16 protein-coding genes and 2 pseudogenes are annotated in these 16,754 nt (G+C 60.6%); 4 read left to right on the top strand and 14 right to left on the bottom strand.

Annotated features, from left to right (window positions below; all coding sequences use genetic code 11):
- Window positions 1-240 precede the first annotated feature (240 nt).
- Window positions 241-2,871 (bottom strand): phosphoenolpyruvate carboxylase, encoded by a 2,631-nt coding sequence (gene ppc, locus BK667_RS05825; RefSeq protein WP_123597042.1) that lies wholly within the window; start codon window positions 2,869-2,871, stop codon window positions 241-243.
- Window positions 2,872-3,086: 215 nt separating this feature from the next.
- Between ppc and BK667_RS05820 the strand changes: the two genes are divergently transcribed.
- From BK667_RS05820 to lptF, 3 genes are all read left to right on the top strand, one after another.
- Window positions 3,087-3,431, top strand: a complete 345-nt coding sequence (locus BK667_RS05820; RefSeq protein WP_123597041.1) for a pilin assembly protein — start codon at window positions 3,087-3,089, stop codon at window positions 3,429-3,431.
- 376 nt (window positions 3,432-3,807) lie between these two features.
- Entirely contained in the window at window positions 3,808-4,221 is a 414-nt protein-coding gene (locus tag BK667_RS05815; protein WP_123507994.1) for a DUF4398 domain-containing protein, read from the top strand.
- A gap of 55 nt (window positions 4,222-4,276) precedes the next feature.
- Complete coding sequence (gene lptF, locus BK667_RS05810) at window positions 4,277-5,065, top strand: lipotoxin F family OmpA-related lipoprotein LptF (RefSeq protein WP_123507992.1); 789 nt, start codon at window positions 4,277-4,279, stop codon at window positions 5,063-5,065.
- A gap of 158 nt (window positions 5,066-5,223) precedes the next feature.
- On the opposite strand, the gene BK667_RS05805 is transcribed toward lptF, so the two are convergent.
- The 13 genes and pseudogenes from BK667_RS05805 to BK667_RS05745 form a co-directional block, all read right to left on the bottom strand.
- Window positions 5,224-5,553 (bottom strand): PA3694 family proteiin, encoded by a 330-nt coding sequence (locus BK667_RS05805; RefSeq protein WP_054047257.1) that lies wholly within the window; start codon window positions 5,551-5,553, stop codon window positions 5,224-5,226.
- Window positions 5,550-6,464, bottom strand: coding sequence for an alpha/beta hydrolase (locus tag BK667_RS05800; RefSeq protein WP_123597040.1), 915 nt, complete (start codon window positions 6,462-6,464; stop codon window positions 5,550-5,552). The genes BK667_RS05805 and BK667_RS05800 overlap by 4 nt, the downstream gene beginning before the upstream one ends.
- A 145-nt stretch (window positions 6,465-6,609) precedes the next feature.
- Complete coding sequence (locus BK667_RS05795) at window positions 6,610-7,887, bottom strand: flavohemoglobin expression-modulating QEGLA motif protein (protein ID WP_123507988.1); 1,278 nt, start codon at window positions 7,885-7,887, stop codon at window positions 6,610-6,612.
- A gap of 36 nt (window positions 7,888-7,923) precedes the next feature.
- Window positions 7,924-8,490 carry a hypothetical protein gene (locus BK667_RS05790; RefSeq protein WP_123507986.1) on the bottom strand — a complete coding sequence of 189 codons (567 nt, stop codon included), beginning with the start codon at window positions 8,488-8,490 and terminating at the stop codon, window positions 7,924-7,926.
- A gap of 145 nt (window positions 8,491-8,635) precedes the next feature.
- Entirely contained in the window at window positions 8,636-9,352 is a 717-nt protein-coding gene (locus tag BK667_RS05785) for a TetR/AcrR family transcriptional regulator (RefSeq protein WP_123405670.1), read from the bottom strand.
- 101 nt (window positions 9,353-9,453) lie between these two features.
- Window positions 9,454-10,956 carry a lysine--tRNA ligase gene (gene lysS / locus BK667_RS05780; protein ID WP_123597039.1) on the bottom strand — a complete coding sequence of 501 codons (1,503 nt, stop codon included), beginning with the start codon at window positions 10,954-10,956 and terminating at the stop codon, window positions 9,454-9,456.
- Window positions 10,957-11,052: 96 nt separating this feature from the next.
- A protein-coding gene (gene prfB, locus BK667_RS05775; RefSeq protein WP_123507983.1) for a peptide chain release factor 2 occupies window positions 11,053-12,148 on the bottom strand; the annotation gives its coding sequence in 2 pieces (ribosomal slippage) (window positions 11,053-12,075 and window positions 12,077-12,148; 1,095 coding nt in all).
- 82 nt (window positions 12,149-12,230) lie between these two features.
- Window positions 12,231-13,334, bottom strand: coding sequence for a flavin monoamine oxidase family protein (locus tag BK667_RS05770; protein WP_123597038.1), 1,104 nt, complete (start codon window positions 13,332-13,334; stop codon window positions 12,231-12,233).
- Window positions 13,334-14,002 carry an SDR family NAD(P)-dependent oxidoreductase gene (locus tag BK667_RS05765; RefSeq protein WP_123597037.1) on the bottom strand — a complete coding sequence of 223 codons (669 nt, stop codon included), beginning with the start codon at window positions 14,000-14,002 and terminating at the stop codon, window positions 13,334-13,336. Before BK667_RS05765 ends, BK667_RS05770 begins: the two co-directional genes overlap by 1 nt.
- A 54-nt stretch (window positions 14,003-14,056) precedes the next feature.
- Window positions 14,057-14,194: pseudogene (locus tag BK667_RS05760) on the bottom strand (IS481 family transposase); the annotation flags it as partial.
- Between the two features lie 98 nt (window positions 14,195-14,292).
- Window positions 14,293-14,382 (bottom strand): annotated as a pseudogene (locus BK667_RS33800) (metal ABC transporter ATP-binding protein); the annotation flags it as partial.
- 12 nt (window positions 14,383-14,394) lie between these two features.
- Complete coding sequence (locus BK667_RS05750) at window positions 14,395-14,742, bottom strand: carboxymuconolactone decarboxylase family protein (protein ID WP_375539162.1); 348 nt, start codon at window positions 14,740-14,742, stop codon at window positions 14,395-14,397.
- 12 nt (window positions 14,743-14,754) lie between these two features.
- Window positions 14,755-15,528, bottom strand: coding sequence for an SDR family NAD(P)-dependent oxidoreductase (locus BK667_RS05745; protein ID WP_123507973.1), 774 nt, complete (start codon window positions 15,526-15,528; stop codon window positions 14,755-14,757).
- Window positions 15,529-15,639: 111 nt separating this feature from the next.
- Between BK667_RS05745 and gcvA the strand changes: the two genes are divergently transcribed.
- Window positions 15,640-16,557: a transcriptional regulator GcvA gene (gene gcvA / locus BK667_RS05740; RefSeq protein ID WP_123597035.1), complete on the top strand. Its 918-nt coding sequence runs from the start codon at window positions 15,640-15,642 to the stop codon at window positions 16,555-16,557.
- The last annotated feature ends 197 nt before the right edge of the window (window positions 16,558-16,754 follow it).

Genomic DNA, 16,754 nt, shown 5'->3' with positions numbered 1-16,754 from the left:
GGGCCAATCTCAAAAATAGGGTCGTGGCCGCCCAAACGGCCAAAGGCTGATCAAGATACACAGCAGGCCCTGACCACACAAGCCGCCGAAAGTCGGAGAAACCCGCGCCTGTCGTGACCTTTAGGTGGGGTACCCCAAGTCGCAACCCCGTCATTAACTGTCGCCTGCCAGACCTTTTCCAGCCCTTCGCCCACAGGCACGGGGCCGGAGTGCCAAGTGCCCGGCCCCAAGAGGAAAACCTTAGCCGGTATTTCGCAAACCGGCGGCAATCCCCGCCACAGACACCAGCAGCGCTTGTTCTACCGGGCTGCCCTGCGCCACTTCCTGTTGCCGCGAACGGGCCAGCAACTCGGCCTGCAATAGATGCAGCGGGTCGAGGTAGGTGTTGCGCAGGCGAATGAATTCCAGGGTGTCTGGGCTATGTGCCAGTAGCTGCGACTGGCCAGTCAGGCCAAGGACCACCGCGCAGGCCTGCGACAATAGGTCGCGTAAATGCGCACCCAAAGGAAGCAAATCGGGCTCGACCAGCCGCTCATCGTAGGATCGGGCGATGTCTGCGTCGGCCTTGGCCAGTACCATTTCCAGCATGTCGATGCGGGTGCGGAAGAACGGCCATTGCTCGCGCATCTGCCCCAGCAGCTCACCCTCGCCACGTTCCAGCGCCTTGCTCAGGGCCGCTTCCCAACCGAGCCAGGCCGGCAGCATCAGGCGCGTTTGAGTCCAGCCGAAGATCCACGGGATCGCCCGCAGGCTTTCAATTCCGCCGGCGCGGCGCTTGGCCGGGCGGCTGCCCAACGGTAAACGACCGAGTTCCTGTTCCGGGGTCGACTGGCGAAAGTACTCAACGAACTGCGGATTTTCCCGCACCACGGCGCGGTAAGCCTTGACGCCATCGGCGGCCAATTCATCCATCAAGTGGCGCCAGGCCGGCTCCGGCGGCGGTGGCGGCAGCAAGGTCGCTTCGAGCACGGCGGCCAGGTACAGATTGAGATTCTGCTCGGCGATGTCCGGCAGGCCGAATTTGAATCGAATCATTTCCCCTTGCTCGGTAGTGCGGAAACGCCCCGCCACCGACCCCGGCGGCTGCGACAGAATCGCCGCATGCGCCGGACCGCCGCCACGGCCCACGGTGCCACCGCGACCGTGAAACAACAGTAATTCCACTTGTTGCTCACGGCAGATATCGACCAAACGTTCCTGGGCTCGATACTGCGCCCAGGCCGCCGCCGTGGTGCCGGCATCCTTGGCCGAATCGGAATAACCGATCATCACTTCCTGCGGCCCTTGCAGGCGCGCGCGATAGCCCGGCAGCAGCAACAGCTTTTCGATCACCGGGCCGGCGTTATCAAGGTCGGCGAGGGTTTCGAACAACGGCACCACACGCATCGGCCGCAATACCCCGGCCTCTTTGAGCAACAATTGCACGGCCAGCACATCGGAAGCGGCGCCGGCCATGGAGATCACATAAGAGCCGAGGGACGCCCCCGGTGCAGCGGCGATTTCCCGGCAGGTCGCCAACACTTCGGCGGTGTCGGCGGACGGTTTGAAGTACGCCGGCAGCAATGGCCGGCGGTTGTTCTGTTCGCGCATCAGGAAGGCGATGCGTTCTTCCTCGCTCCAGTCCTCGTAGCGACCGAGGCCCAGGTAATCAGTGATTTCGGTCATGGCCGCGGTGTGGCGTGACGAATCCTGACGCACGTCGAGGCGCACCAGGAACAAGCCGAAGGTCACGGCCCGGCGCAGGCAATCCAGCAGCGGACCGTCAGCGATCACGCCCATGCCGCACTCATGCAACGAGTTGAAACACAGCTCCAGCGGATCGAGCAGGTCGCGGTTGTTTTGCAGCACATCGGCGGGCGCCGGCGTGGTCTTCGTCAACGAGGCATGCGCCCAATTTCGGGTCGCCCGCAGGCGTTCGCGCAGTTGCTTGAGCACCGCACGATATGGCTCGGCGCTGTCGCCGGCCTTGGCTTTCAGGGCTTCGCTGGCCTGCTGCATCGACAACTCGGCAGCCAGGTGATCGACATCGCGCAAGTACAAATCAGCCGCCATCCAGCGCGCCAGCAACAGCACTTCGCGGGTGACAGACGCCGTGACATTCGGGTTGCCATCGCGGTCGCCGCCCATCCACGAAGCGAAGCGAATCGGCGCGGCTTCCAATGGCAATCGCAAGCCGGTGGCGGCGTGCAGCGCCTGGTCGGCCTTGCGCAGATAGTTCGGGATCGCCTGCCATAGCGAATGCTCGATCACCGCAAAGCCCCATTTGGCTTCATCGACAGGGGTCGGGCGCGTGCGGCGGATTTCTTCGGTGTGCCAGGCTTCGGCGATCAGACGCTGCAATTTCGCCTGGATCTGCTCGCGCTCGGCGCTGGTCAGGTCACGGTGATCCTGAGCCGCCAGTTGCGCGGCGATGGCGTCGTATTTCTGGATCAGGGTGCGGCGCGCCACTTCGGTCGGGTGCGCGGTCAGCACCAGTTCGATTTCCAGCCGACCGATTTGCCGGGCCAGGGATTCGGCGCTGTGGCCTTCGGCGCGCAGGCGGGCCAGCAATTCCGGCAGCACGCGCGCTTCGAACGGTGCCGGTTGCGACTCTTCGCGACGGTGAATCAGCTGATATTGCTCGGCGATATTGGCCAGGTTGAGAAACTGGTTGAACGCCCGCGCCACCGGCAGCAACTCGTCTTCGCTCAACTGGTTGAGGCTGGCGCTGAGTTCGGCGTCCATCGAACCGCGACGGTCGGCCTTGGCGCCCTTGCGAATCTGCTCGATCTTGTCGAGAAACCCGTCCCCGTACTGTTCACGAATGGTGTTGCCCAACAACTCACCCAACAGGTGAACGTCCTCGCGCAAGCGTGCATCAATATCGGTCATCAGCAGTTCTCCAGCAAAAAATCCGGGCGGCTTTAACACCATGCTTTGAAGTCCAAGAGTGCCGCCGTAAAGCGCTTCTTACAAGCAAACGACGAAGGGACTTTAAACCTTAGGCGATAAAGCTAGTCTCAACAGTAAGCCGTACAACGGCTTACCGGCAGCCACAGCCGGACACTCACCTTGCCTGCCACGAGCAGGTGCGCCATGAGGTCTTTATGAAAATCCGTGAGCTAGCCCAGCACTGGGAAGAAAACGCCAAGGGTCGCCTGACCGACACTGGCTACGCGATTCACCTGGACGTGGAAGCCGCCGCACGGCTGGCAGCGATCACCGAGATGTACCCGAAACGGCATCCCGAAGAACTGCTGGGCGAACTGATCGGCGCGGCGCTGGAAGAGCTCGAAGCGAGCTTCCCGTATGTGAAAGGCCAGACCGTGGTCGCCACTGATGAAGAAGGCGATCCGCTGTATGAAGACGTCGGTTCGACCCCGCGTTTTCTCGCACTATCGCGTCGTCATTTGCATGATTTGTCGGCCAGCGACGACAAGCCGAAACATTGATCCAGCAGCAATAAAACTGTGGGAGCGAGCCTGCTCGCGAAGGCGTCAGTCCAGTCAAAACCATGTTGACTGACACACCGCTTTCGCGAGCAGGCTCGCTCCCACAGGGGTCGTGAGTCCCTTCAAAAACAGCGTGATTTCCAGCCCTCAAAAGCTCGTGAATACCACCCCGCACCGCGAAAGTTCCCGTCCTAGAGCCTTGTCCGCTCGGTCAAAGTTTTTTTCGGCAATAGGCCATCTTCTCTGAACTTTTGAAAAACCCCTCGGGTCGTACCCAGTAACCACGCCTGGTACGGCCGTTTCAAATCACGCTGTGAAAGTTCGGTTACGGCTCCGCACACCAGGATGGATTTAGATGTTTTTCAGGAGATATCCAATGGAGTTGAAGACCATGAAGACCAGCACTGCCAAATCCTCGTTCACCCACCTGCGCGGTCTGAAACTGGCTGCCTTGGCGATCGGCAGCACCTTCGTACTGGCCGGTTGCGCTGGCAACCCGCCGACCGAGCAATACGCCGTGACCCAATCCGCCGTGAACAGCGCCGTCAGCGCCGGTGGTACTGAATTCGCTGCCGTGGAAATGAAGTCCGCCCAGGACAAACTGAAACAAGCCGAAATCGCCATGCACGACAAGAAGTATGACGAGGCCCGCACCCTGGCCGAACAAGCCGAGTGGGACGCGCGCGTCGCTGAACGCAAGGCCCAGGCGATGAAAGCCGAACAGGCTGTGAAGGATTCCCAGAAAGGTGTTCAGGAACTGCGTCAGGAAAGCCAGCGCACTGTGCAGTAAGCGCGCATCCGGACCACACGCCTGAAGCTCTTATCGATAGAAAGGACGAACCATTATGCGTAAACAATTGATGATCCCCGCTCTCCTGGCCGCAAGCGTTGCCCTGGCTGCCTGCTCCACCCCGCCGAACGCGAACCTGGAACAGGCCCGCGTGAACTACTCCGGCCTGCAAGCCAACCCGCAAGCCAGCAAAGTCGCGGCCCTTGAGACCAAAGACGCCAGTGATTACCTGGACAAGGCTGACAAGGCTTATCAGGACAAACAGGACCAGGCCAAGGTTGACCAACTGGCTTACCTGACCAACCAGCGCGTGGAAGTGGCCAAGCAGACCATCGCCCTGCGCACCGCTGAAAACAATCTGAAAAACGCTGCCGCCCAACGTGCCCAGGCGCGTCTGGACGCTCGCGATCAGCAGATCAAGCAACTGCAAGACAGCCTGAACGCCAAGCAGACCGATCGCGGCACTCTGGTGACTTTCGGTGATGTGCTGTTCGCTACCGACCGTGCTGATCTGAAATCCAGCGGTTTGGTGAACATCAACAAACTGGCGCAATTCCTTCAGGAAAACCCTGATCGCAAGGTGATTGTCGAAGGCTATACCGACAGCACCGGTAGCGCGGGCCACAACCAGACGCTGTCCGAGCGTCGTGCCGGTTCCGTGCGCACCGCCCTGGTGAAGATGGGCGTTGATCCAGCGCGCATCGTCGCCCAGGGTTATGGCAAGGAATACCCGGTTGCGGAAAACACCAGCGTTTCGGGCCGTGCGATGAACCGTCGGGTGGAAGTGACCATTTCCAACGACAACCAGCCAGTGGTGCCACGTTCGGCGGTTAGCTCGAATTAAGCGTCACGCTGAAACACAAAAGCCCCGCCTGAGTGATCAGGCGGGGCTTTTTTGCACTTCTGTAGGAGCGAGGCTTGCCCGCGAAGGCGTTGTGTCAGTCAACCCATTTGTTGAATGTTAAACCGCCTTCGCGGGCAAGCCTCGCTCCTACGGGATCATCATTGTTCGAGTTTCTGCGGGGTTTCCTGACCCATGCAGCGCACGGCTTTTTTCTGGCCGTTGATCAACACGCCGGTCAGGCCTTTTTGCTCGGTGTCGAACAGCACCAGCACGCCATCGATGCACTGGGCGACTTGCGGCGCCGGGTCCAGGGCAACTTTGTAATCTTCACCCGGCACGGTCTTGAGCATGGTGAATTCGTTGAGCAGCAACGCATCCTCAGGCTTGGCGAAGTGCAGGTAGCCGTAGTACCACAACACCCCGACGGTGCCGAGGATGGTGCAGATACCGGTGATGATCAGCGGGATGGCGTTACGTTCTTCACTCATTGCGGACTCTCTGGTGGTTCATCTTTTGAATTCACGGGCACCGGGTAATTCGGGATTTCGCCCAAGCGGCGCAGACCATTGAAATGCTTCGGGTCTTCGAGGTAGCGCAGCATCACCTGACGCCAGACCGGGTCGGCGAAGGTCTGCACGTGACCGCCACGGGTCAGTTGCAGCACTCGCGGCGGCGGCGCAGCTTGATACAGACGGATGCCGTTGGAAAGGGGCACGAGGTTGTCGTCGATGCTGTGGTAGATCAGTTTCGGCACGCCTTTGAGCTGCGCCATGGAGTTGATCGCGCTGTCGCCGTCCGGCACCAGCCACGACAGCGGCACTTGGAACGGCCAGGTCAGCCACGAAGTGGTCAGGGCGAATCGACCGACATCGCGGTAGCTGGCGGGGGCGCCGTCGAGGACCAGTGCTTTGATTTGAGGCTGGCGTTCCGGGTGCTGGACCAGGTAATGCACGGCCATCGAACCACCGAGGCTCTGGCCGAGAATGACCAGCGGCTTGCCCTTGACCTCCGGCGCCTGGTCGAGCCATTTGAACGCGGCGTCGATGTCCTGGTAGATCGCTGGCAGGCTCGGTTTACCTTCGGACAGGCCATAACCGCGGTAGTCCACCAGCAACACTTGGTAACCCTCTTTCGGCAACCACCAGCTCCCACCGAGGTGATAAGACAAGTTGCCGCCATTGCCATGCAAGTGCAGCACAGTGCCTTTGACCTCGACGCCTTTGGCCGCTGGCAGCCACCAACCGTGCAGTTTGAGGCCGTCGGCGGTGGTCAGGGTGACGTCGCGAAATTCGAGCTTGGCCTTGTCCGGGGTAAACGGTTGGCCGGGTTCGGGGTAGAACAATAGCGAGCTGCAACCGCTCAAGGTCAGAAGAAGGCAGACGATGCCGAGGATTCTCATCCGTTGAAACCTCGCAGGGATGGGTGAAATTGATCGTTCCCACGCTCCGCGTGGGAATGCCGCCATGGACGCTCCGCGTCCTCTGTGACGCAGAGCGTCACGGAATGCATTCCCACGCAGAGCGTGGGAACGATCAGTGTGGTTCTCACAAGATATTGGAGTAGTCGGCTTCGATCCGGTCCAGGCTCAGGTGATTGAGGAAGTTGGAGAAGCACATCCACGCCGACAGTGCGTTCAAGTCGCGGAACTGGTCCGGCAAATACTTGGGCGGCACCACCAGGCCTTCGTCCACCAATTGGCGCAAGGTCCGCATATCCTCAAGCGTGGTTTTGCCGCAAAACAGCAGCGGGATCTGCTCCAGCTTGCCTTTACGCACGGCCAACTGAATGTAGTTGTAAACCATGATAAAGCCCTTGAGGTAGGACAAGTCTTTGGTAAATGGCAGACCATTCGGCACCGAGCCGCGGAAAACCCGACTGGCGTTGCCGTAGCTTTCGGCCATTTCGAAGCCTTGCTCGCGGAAGAACTCGAACACCTGCAGGAAGTCAGCGCCCTCCTCCACCATGTGAATCGCGCGGGTACGGTTGGTGAGTTTGCGCAAGCGGCTCGGGTAAGAGGCGAAGGTGATGATTTCCATCAGGATCGCCAGGCCTTCCTGGGTCACCGTCGACGACGGCGGGCCTTTGGACAGGAAGGTGCAGATCGGCTGGTTCAAGCCATTGAGGGTCGTGCCCACATGCACCAGGCCTTCGTGGACTTCCAATGCGCGCACATCACGATCGTTGAACATCGCGTCGGCGCGGATCTTGATGTAATCGGCACCGGCCGCCGCATCGGCGACGATTCCGTCGGACTCGAACACTCGAATGGTTTCCTCGGCTTCACCAAACACCTTGTTCAAGCGGGTTTGCAGCAAGTGCACGGCGTCCTTGGCGGTGAGGATTTTCGGTTCATCCTTCAGATCGCCACGGCCATCGATGTTGTTCAGGTAGTCGGACATCATCAGGCCGAGGTCGGCCAGGGTCGGGTCGCCGGCGTGGAACGCATCGGAGGCAGCGCCGTACAGTTCCTGGGAAATCAACCCGAAATCCTCGGTGCCGCGCGCTTCGAGCATGCGCACCACCATCCGGTATTCCTTGCACATGCGGCGCATGATCTGGCCGACCGGGTTGAACTGGCCGAGCTGACGGGTGATGTCGCGCTCGATGTTCTGGAATTCCAGTTTCACTTTGCTGGAATCGAAGGACAGCGGCCGGTTCAGGTAATAGTCGCGGTCCACGGCCGGCATTTCCTTGCCCTTGGCCTTGAGGAAACCCTTGCGAATGTTGTCATCCCACTTGACCGCATCGAGGACGCGAATCGGCGTCTGCGCCAGCACTATGCGATCGGACAAAATGCGTATCGTCTGCTGGTAATCGTCCACCCGAAACTCCTGTAGAAAAACCGTTAGGTGCTGGCTTTATTTGACTGTGGCTTTGGCTTTGGCCAGGCGCTGGTAGCGCACGGCTTCGACGAACACATCGGAATTGGCCGGGTCGTCGAGGTAAGCGAATACTTGGTCCATGCGCGTGTTGATCAACACACCGTCGCCGTCGTCAGTCTGGAAGCCTTCGCCACTGAGGGCTTTTTGCCCCAGGGCCTGGTTGATCTGTTCGAGGTCGAGGTTGTAGACCACCAGTTCGTGCTTTTCGTTGACTTCGAACCCGGCGATTGTGAAGTGGCCGCCGAACCTGGCCGGCACTGGCGCCGACAGGTACCAGCGACTGCCGTGGCGCGACACGGTGAAGGGATAGGCCTCGCGCTCACGGGGCTTGGCCTTGAAGTAGCTGACGGCCTGGTAGCGGTTGTCACCAATGCGCGTCAGCTCCAGGTTCATCGGCTCGCCCCAGGCGTTGGTGCTGGTCCATTTGCCGAGCAACCCTTTGGGCACGGGTTCGCTCGAAGGCAGCGGGTCCTTGAAGGTCACCAGACAGCCACTGAGCAGCAGGAACGACAAGGCGATCACAACGACGCGCCAGGCTTTCATTCAACACTCCCTATCGATACAGCACGATGATCGTTCCCACGCTCCCGCGTGGGAATGCATCCTGTGACGCTCTGCGTCACACCGGGCAAGGGACGCGGAGCGTCCCGGGCGGCATTCCCACGCGGAGCGTGGGAACGATCAAGAGTCAGACCGACGCCAATACCAGATGCATGTAGCGCGTAAGGATCCCGAGCATTTCGGCTTCGGTCGCAGGCTCGGCGTCGTTGAGCAGGCCCTGATATTCCATCCGTCCGATAATGGCCGTCAACACTTTGGCATCCTGTTGTGGCTCGCGCGAACCCAATACTTCGAAAAGCAGGCAGGTGCCCTGCAACAGAATCTGCTGATGGGAGCGCACCAACACGGCCAGGCGCGGGTTGAGCAACGCCTCCTGACGGAACGCCTGTTCGGCCATCAAGTGCTCGCGACGATTGATCAGTTGCCGGTGGACATAGTCCGCCATCAGCCGCGCAATATCGTCCGCCAACTGCGAGCGCGACTCCGGAGTGCCGTCGCCGCTGACCACCATTTCGCGCAGCAGCCCTTCGTTACTCGCCCACAGCTTGCCCATGTAGGCCGCGCTGCGTTCCACGTATTGGGCGAAGGTATCGGTGAGCAGGTCATCGATATCCTTGAAATAGTACGTAGTGGCCGACAACGGCACACCGGCCTCCGCCGCTACGGCACGGTGACGCACCGCCCGCACGCCATCGCGCACGACAATGCGCATGGCCGCATCGAGAATGTCCTGTCGACGCTGTTCGCTGCCCTGTCGGCTAGCCTTGCGGCCCTGGTACTGAACACTTTCAGCGACCGCAGTGGCGACACCCACTGCACCTTCTTGAGCCAATGCACGATTCACGACAGGTATTCCCTCTTACGTCAAAAGTAACCAATTGATACGTTTGTACCAGACAGGCAATAAAAAGCCGCCTGTTTTAGGCGGCTTTTTAACTGAAACGTTTACGCTTGCGGCCGCATGTGCGGGAACAGGATCACGTCTCGAATCGACGGTGAGTTGGTCAGCAACATCACCAGACGGTCGATGCCGATCCCTTCACCGGCCGTTGGCGGCATGCCGTACTCCAGCGCGCGAACGAAATCGGCGTCGTAGTGCATGGCTTCGTCGTCGCCCGCGTCCTTGTCGGCCACCTGGGCCATGAAGCGCTCGGCCTGGTCTTCCGCGTCGTTCAACTCGGAGTAGGCGTTGGCGATTTCGCGACCACCGATGAACAGTTCAAAACGGTCGGTGACGTTCGGGTTGTCATCGTTGCGACGGGCCAGCGGCGACACTTCGAACGGGTACTGGGTAATGAAGTGCGGCTGTTCCAGCTTGTGCTCGACCAGCTCTTCGAAAATCATCACCTGCAACTTGCCCAGGCCTTCGAAGCCCAGCACCTTGGCGCCGGCCTTCTTGGCGATGGCACGGGCCTTGTCGATGTCGGTCAGGTCGTCAGCGGTCAGCTCAGGGTTGTACTTGAGGATCGAGTCGAACACCGACAGACGCACGAACGGTTCGCCGAAGTGGAACACTTTGTCGCCGTAAGGCACGTCGGTGCTGCCCAGCACCAGCTGCGCCAGTTCGCGGAACAGTTCTTCGGTCAGGTCCATGTTGTCTTCGTAGTCGGCGTACGCCTGGTAGAACTCCAACATGGTGAATTCTGGGTTGTGACGGGTCGAAACGCCTTCGTTACGGAAGTTGCGGTTGATTTCGAAGACTTTCTCGAAACCACCGACCACCAGACGCTTCAGATACAGCTCCGGCGCAATCCGCAGGTACATGCCCATGTCCAGGGCGTTGTGGTGCGTTTCGAACGGCTTGGCCGCTGCGCCACCGGGGATGGTTTGCAGCATCGGCGTTTCGACTTCCAGGAAGTCACGCTTCATCAGGAAGGCGCGGGTGTGGGCAATCACTTGCGAACGCACACGGAAGGTATTACGCACTTCTTCGTTGACGATCAGGTCAACGTAACGCTGGCGGTAGCGCTGTTCGGTGTCGGTCAGGCCATGGTGCTTGTCCGGCAGCGGACGCAGCGACTTGGTCAGCAGGCGTACTTCGGTCATTTCGACGTACAGGTCGCCTTTGCCGGAACGCGCCAGGGTGCCAACGGCTGCGATGATGTCGCCCATGTCCCAGGTTTTCACCGAGGCCAGGGTGTCTTCGGACAGGGTTTTACGGTTGACGTAAACCTGAATGCGACCGGTCATGTCCTGGATCACCATGAACGAGCCACGGTTGAGCATGATGCGACCGGCAACCTTGACCGGGATTGCAGCCTCTGCCAGCTCTTCCTTGGTCTTGTCCGCGTATTTCTTCTGCAGTTCATCGCAGTAGTTTTCGCGGCGGAAGTCGTTCGGGAAGGCATTGCCCTTGGCGCGCTCGGCAGCCAGCTTTTCCTTGCGCAGGGCGATCAGGGAGTTTTCTTCCTGTTGCAGGGCTTGCGGGTCGAGTTCTAGGTCGCTCATGTCTTTAAAAATTCCATCACAGGTTCGTTGCCCCCGGCATTCGCCGGGGTTCGCGGGCGAGCCTCGCGCCTGCAGGATGATCCTGCAGGGCGTGCCTTAAAGCCCTTGTTTCAAGCTGGCTACCAGGTATTCGTCGATATCGCCGTCGAGCACCTTGTCGCAGTCACTGCGTTCGATGTTAGTGCGCAAATCCTTGATTCGCGACGCGTCGAGCACGTAAGAGCGAATCTGGTGACCCCAACCGATATCGGACTTGGTGTCTTCCAGGGCCTGGGAGGCGGCGTTGCGTTTCTGCACTTCCTGCTCGTACAAGCGCGCCCGCAACATTTTCATCGCGGTGTCTTTGTTGGCGTGCTGGGAGCGTTCGTTCTGGCAGCTGACCACGGTGTTGGACGGTACGTGGGTGATCCGTACAGCCGAGTCGGTGGTGTTTACGTGTTGGCCACCGGCACCGGAGGAGCGGTAGGTGTCGATGCGCAGGTCCGACGGGTTGATGTCGATTTCGATGTTGTCATCAATTTCCGGCGACACGAACACAGCCGAGAACGAGGTGTGGCGACGGTTACCGGAGTCGTACGGGCTCTTGCGCACCAGACGGTGCACGCCGATCTCGGTACGCAACCAGCCAAAGGCGTATTCGCCCTTGATGTGGACCGTGGCGCCCTTGATCCCGGCGACTTCACCGGCGGACAGCTCCATGATGGTCGCGTCGAAACCGCGTTTGTCAGCCCAGCGCAGGTACATGCGCAGCAGGATGTTGGCCCAGTCCTGGGCCTCGGTGCCGCCGGAGCCGGCCTGGATGTCCAGGTAGGCGTTGTTGGCATCCATCTCACCGCTGAACATGCGACGGAATTCGAGTTTTTCCAGGGATTCGCGAAGACGCTCGACTTCGGTCGCGACGTCATCGACGGCGGCCTGGTCTTCTTCTTCGGCGGACATCAGCAGCAGTTCTTTGGCATCGGCCAGGCCGGTGTGCATTTCGTCGAGGGTTTCGACGATCTGCGCCAGCAGCGAACGCTCGCGACCGAGTTCCTGAGCGTACGACGGGTTGTTCCAGACAGCCGGATCTTCAAGCTCGCGATTGACTTCAGTCAGACGCTCATGCTTTTGATCGTAGTCAAAGATACCCCCGAATAGTTTCGGAGCGCTCGGACAGGTCCTTGATACTGTTAAGGATCGGGTTGATTTCCATGGCGGGCAGCACTCGTTGGCGAACTTTTGAAAGCCGGCGAGTATAACGTAATCAAGCTGTCACGGCAGCCCGCCTGGCGGCTTTAGGGGTGAATGATTTGGGCGTGAACCCCGTCCGTCAGCTGCCGATACTGACTGACGGCCCACTGCGCCGCTTCCAGCGCGCCTTCCATGTACCCGGCATGCTCCCTCGCCACCTCGCTGCCGGCCAGTGTCAGGTAAGGCGACCAGTCGCCCTGAACCCGGTCCAATCCCGCAACACCTGCACCGTGGGCCCCGGAGACTTGATCGGCGCCAGTCGCCGTCATTTCGTCTGCCGCCCAGTCCTTGAAGAATTCGGCGTATGGCGTGGCCGCTTGGGTACCGAATAGACGAATCAACTGATCGAGACACTGCTGCATCAACGCGACCTCGCCGAGATTGCGCCGCGAAACCGCCGCGATGCCGATAAACCCGAACAGCGCTGCCCTGCCCACCTCACCGGACGCATCGTGGATCTCCACCAGCGGACCGACCATGCTCTGCGCCATGCCCGACAGGCCGTCATCCCGCCAGAACGCTTCGTCGTAGACGGCGACGTATTTGGCGTGTGGCGCCATCCAGGTCGGCGTATTGGTCCAGCGCTGCTGATCCAGCGGGTTCAGGGGCGGTTCGAAGCAGACTGTTTGCGCGATGATCCTTGGCGGCATGGCGAGAATCACATGGGCGCAGTGCAATGCCGTCGTTTGCCCATGAGTGCTTTCACTCAGCAGGCGAATACCGCCGTCCACTTGCTGCACCGAGACAACCCGTTGACCGAGACGCAACTGACTGGCGGACAGCGGTGTCGCCAGCGCTTCGATCAACGCGCCGGTGCCTCCGACAATCCGCATCGACTCATTGCCCGACTCATACCCGGCCAGGCGCTGTGGCGGCTCCAGCCTGAAGCGCTCGACCAACATGTCGCCTTCGACCGGTTGCGCAAAGGTGCGTAAACCCAGTTGTTCCACGAGGCTCGTCATGCGCGGATGAAAATCCGGCCAGAACCAAGACGGACCGAGATCGAACGAGTCCGCCGATAGAATGCGTCCGCCCACCCGCTCACGCGCTTCAACGACGATGAAGTCCACACCCGCCTCGGCCAACAGTCGCGCGGCGTACAAACCGCTCAGGCCTGCGCCGACGATCACTACTTGAGTCTGCCCCATCAAAACCGCTCCAGTTGCGGACGCAGATCCAGTTCGTGGGTCCAGGTTGAGCGTGGCTGGTGAGCCAGTATCCAGAAGCTTTCCGCCAGGGCGGCCGGGTCCAGTTCTGCGCCATCGGCAACGCCGATTATTCCGTCGAGCACCACGTGCGCCACATGAATCCCCTGCGATTGAAACTCCCGCGCCAATGACTGGGCCAACCCGCGCAAGGCAAACTTGGCCGACGCGAACGCCGCAAACCGGGCGCCGCCACGCAGGCTGGCGGTGGCACCGGCGAACAACAATGCGCCGTGCCCGGCAGGCAACATCCGAGCGATGGCTTGCTGACTGACGAGCATTGCCGACAGCACCATCGAACGCCAAACGCCTTCAAAGGCGTCAGCGGACAATTCCAGAAACGGCGAGATCAGCAGGTCGCCAACGACATGAATCACCACCGCCGGATGACCATGTTGGCGTTCGATCTGCTCGAAGGTCGCCTGCACTTCGGCTTCTTTCGTCAGGTCGCACGTCATGGCGAAGTAGCCGGGCAGCGCCCATTCGCGAGCCGAGCGCGACAGGCCAACAACCCGATAGCCGCCCGCGACAAACCGTGCCGCCAGCGCTGCCCCCAGGCCTTCGCCGACACCGGCCAACACCATGAGCGGCTTGTTTTCAGGGTTATTCATGAATCACGCTCCTCAGATGGCCCGACTTGAGATAGAACACCGCCCCGCTCGCACCCGCGCAAAACCGCGCATGACTGCCGGCCGGCTGACACCGTAGTGCCGAGCCAGCTCACTTTTGGAGTAGGCGCCGGTCAACCAGTCGCCGATGAGTTTGACTCTCTGATTCATTGGGGACTCTCGATTCCAGGACATGGTCAGGTACCTCCTGACCGTATTTCACACCTGTAAAGGATGTCTCCGGTTTAAAACGTAAAGGATGTCCCCGGTTTCTACCGTCCAACCTGCATCCCCTGTGGGAGCGGGCTTGCTCGCGAATGGGGTGTGTCATTCAACATCAATGCTGACTGACAGGGCCTCTTCGCGAGCAAGCCCGCTCCCACAGGGGATTGGGTTTACAGATTGCTGAGGGCGGCGTGGGCGTCGAGCACGCGGGCGGAATAGATCACCGCCGCCCCCGCATTCAGCGCGATCGCCACCCCCAGCGCTTCGGCGATTTCCTCACGGCTGGCGCCATGCTTGACTGCCGCTTGGGTATGCACCGCGATGCAACCGTCGCAGCGGGTGGTCACGCCGACCGCCAACGCAATCAACTCGCGGGTCTTTGCGTCCAGGTGCCCGGTCTTCGCGCCGGCACCGTCCATGACCTGCAAGCCGCGAATGGTGTCCGGACTCAGTTTGGCGAAGTCGCCGACCCGGGCTAGTAGCTGATCTCGGTAACCGTTCCAATCCATCATATTGATCGCTCCCCTTTTTCAGTTACGACCGGCAGTGACGCCGCCGTCAACCGGCAGCACGGTGCCGGTGATCCACGACGCCTGGTTCGACGCCAGGAACAGAATCGCTTGCGCCACATCCGCCGGCTGACCGTTGCGCCCCAATGGGTGGAAGGCGTTGAACGTCGGCAGGGTTTCCTTGACCTGTTCTGCCGTCATGAACGTGCCGTACACCGGGGTTTCCACCACGGCTGGGGCGACGGTGTTGATGCGGATGTTGAGCGAGGCCAGTTCGAGGGCGAGGTTGCGGGTCAAGGCGTGCACGCCGGCATTCGCTGCGGAATAGGCCGCCGACGGTGTCGCCCCGATGGCTTGAATCGCCCACAGGGAACCGGTTTGCACGATGGCGCCGCCACCGCGCAGTTGCATCGCCCGGGCGGCGGCCTGGGCCATGAAGAATTTGCCCTTGAGGATGATGTCGAGAAAACCGTCGTACTCGCGCTCATCGACTTCAAGGAACGGTTTGGGGCTGAACACCCCGGCGTTGTTGACCAGGATATCGACGCCGCCAAAGGCGCGGGTCGCCTCGTCCACCAGTGCCTGGGCGGTGGCAGGGTCGGCGATGTCGCCAGCGACGAAACGCACGTGGGTACCGCTCGGGTCAATGGCTTCGGCAGCTTGGGCCAGTTTTGCCTGATCACGACCACCGATCACCACCGAGGCGCCGGCAGCGACCAATTGCTCGGCCACTTCTTTGCCGATACCTGAACCGCCGCCAGTGATGATGGCTACCTTCGAAGAAAAGTCGTACATGGGATGCGCTCTTTGGGAAGTGAAGAAGAGCACTGATTTTCAGCCTCGCGACATTCCCCGACAAACCAGATAATCTTTGAGCCCGACAAAGAAAAGCTTTAGTGGATAACCATGAAATATCCCACTTACCTCAATGCACTCAGGGCATTTGAAGCTGCAGCGAGACATCAGAGCTTTTCCGAAGCGGCAATAGAACTGAATGTAACAGCCGCCGCCGTGGGCCAGCAGGTACGGGTATTGGAAGCTTGGCTGGGTGTACCGTTGTTCCACCGCGCCAGCAGCGGCACCACTCGCCTGGTGCCGACCGACGCCGCCCGCGCCGCGCTGCCGGACATCCGCGCCGGGTTCGATCGCTTGAGCATGGGTCTATCGCGACTCAAAGATGCGTCCGACAGTGGCGTGCTGACCGTCACCGTGAGCCCGGCGTTCGCCGCCAAATGGCTGCTGCCTCGGATCGAGCGTTTCCAGCAGGCGCGTCCCGACACCGACTTGCGGCTCGACACCAACCAGCGGTCCGTGGACTTCCTGGCAGATGGCATTGATGTCGGCGTGCGCTATGGCGCCGGGGTCTGGTCCGGTTTGACCGCCGTGCGGTTGATGGATGAGGAGATCTACCCCGTGTGCTCGCCGTCACTGCGCGATCAATTGCCAGCGCTGACGGAACCCGGGGATTTGGCCCGCTATACCCTGCTCCACGACCTGACCCTGGAACAAAACAGCGGATTTCCGACCTGGCGAACCTGGCTCGATGCCGCCGGTTTTCCCGATATTGAAACCGGGCACGGCTTACGTATCAACAATTCGGCGGCGGTACTGCAAGCGGCGATCGACAGTCGGGGCGTGGCGCTGGGGCGTAGCGAGATGGTGCGCGACGATCTGGCGGCGGGGCGTCTGGTGCGGCCGTTCGGCGACCTGACGTGTCCGATTGATCTGGCGTACTACGTGGTTTATCGGCCGGAATGTGCGGCGAAGCCGAGGATTGCGGCGTTTCGGGATTGGTTGGTAGCAGAGGCCGGGATGATGCGGTGAATTTAAAAGCCACCCCTCACCCCAGCCCTCTCCCCATAGGGGAGAGGGGAAAGGGAGCCGATCTATATTGCTTTCAAGGCCTGAGTTCAACTCAGTAATTCAGGTCGATGTAGCACCAAGGACACCTCGGTCAGTCCCCTCGCCCCCTTGGGGAGAGGGGAAAGGGAGCCGATCTATATTGCTTTCAGGGCCTGAGT

The sequence above is a fragment of the Pseudomonas frederiksbergensis genome (assembly GCF_003732705.1).
GTDB lineage: Bacteria > Pseudomonadota > Gammaproteobacteria > Pseudomonadales > Pseudomonadaceae > Aquipseudomonas > Aquipseudomonas frederiksbergensis_F.
This window is presented reverse-complemented; position numbering and strand designations above follow the sequence as displayed.

Coding starts and splice junctions, on each gene's coding strand:
- ppc (WP_123597042.1), bottom strand. CDS start 2,871: ATGACCGATATTGATGCACGCTTGCGCGAGGACGTTCACCTGTTGGGT.
- BK667_RS05820 (WP_123597041.1), top strand. CDS start 3,087: ATGAAAATCCGTGAGCTAGCCCAGCACTGGGAAGAAAACGCCAAGGGT.
- BK667_RS05815 (WP_123507994.1), top strand. CDS start 3,808: ATGGAGTTGAAGACCATGAAGACCAGCACTGCCAAATCCTCGTTCACC.
- lptF (WP_123507992.1), top strand. CDS start 4,277: ATGCGTAAACAATTGATGATCCCCGCTCTCCTGGCCGCAAGCGTTGCC.
- BK667_RS05805 (WP_054047257.1), bottom strand. CDS start 5,553: ATGAGTGAAGAACGTAACGCCATCCCGCTGATCATCACCGGTATCTGC.
- BK667_RS05800 (WP_123597040.1), bottom strand. CDS start 6,464: ATGAGAATCCTCGGCATCGTCTGCCTTCTTCTGACCTTGAGCGGTTGC.
- BK667_RS05790 (WP_123507986.1), bottom strand. CDS start 8,490: ATGAAAGCCTGGCGCGTCGTTGTGATCGCCTTGTCGTTCCTGCTGCTC.
- lysS (WP_123597039.1), bottom strand. CDS start 10,956: ATGAGCGACCTAGAACTCGACCCGCAAGCCCTGCAACAGGAAGAAAAC.
- BK667_RS05770 (WP_123597038.1), bottom strand. CDS start 13,334: ATGGGGCAGACTCAAGTAGTGATCGTCGGCGCAGGCCTGAGCGGTTTG.
- BK667_RS05765 (WP_123597037.1), bottom strand. CDS start 14,002: ATGAATAACCCTGAAAACAAGCCGCTCATGGTGTTGGCCGGTGTCGGC.
- BK667_RS05745 (WP_123507973.1), bottom strand. CDS start 15,528: ATGTACGACTTTTCTTCGAAGGTAGCCATCATCACTGGCGGCGGTTCA.
- gcvA (WP_123597035.1), top strand. CDS start 15,640: ATGAAATATCCCACTTACCTCAATGCACTCAGGGCATTTGAAGCTGCA.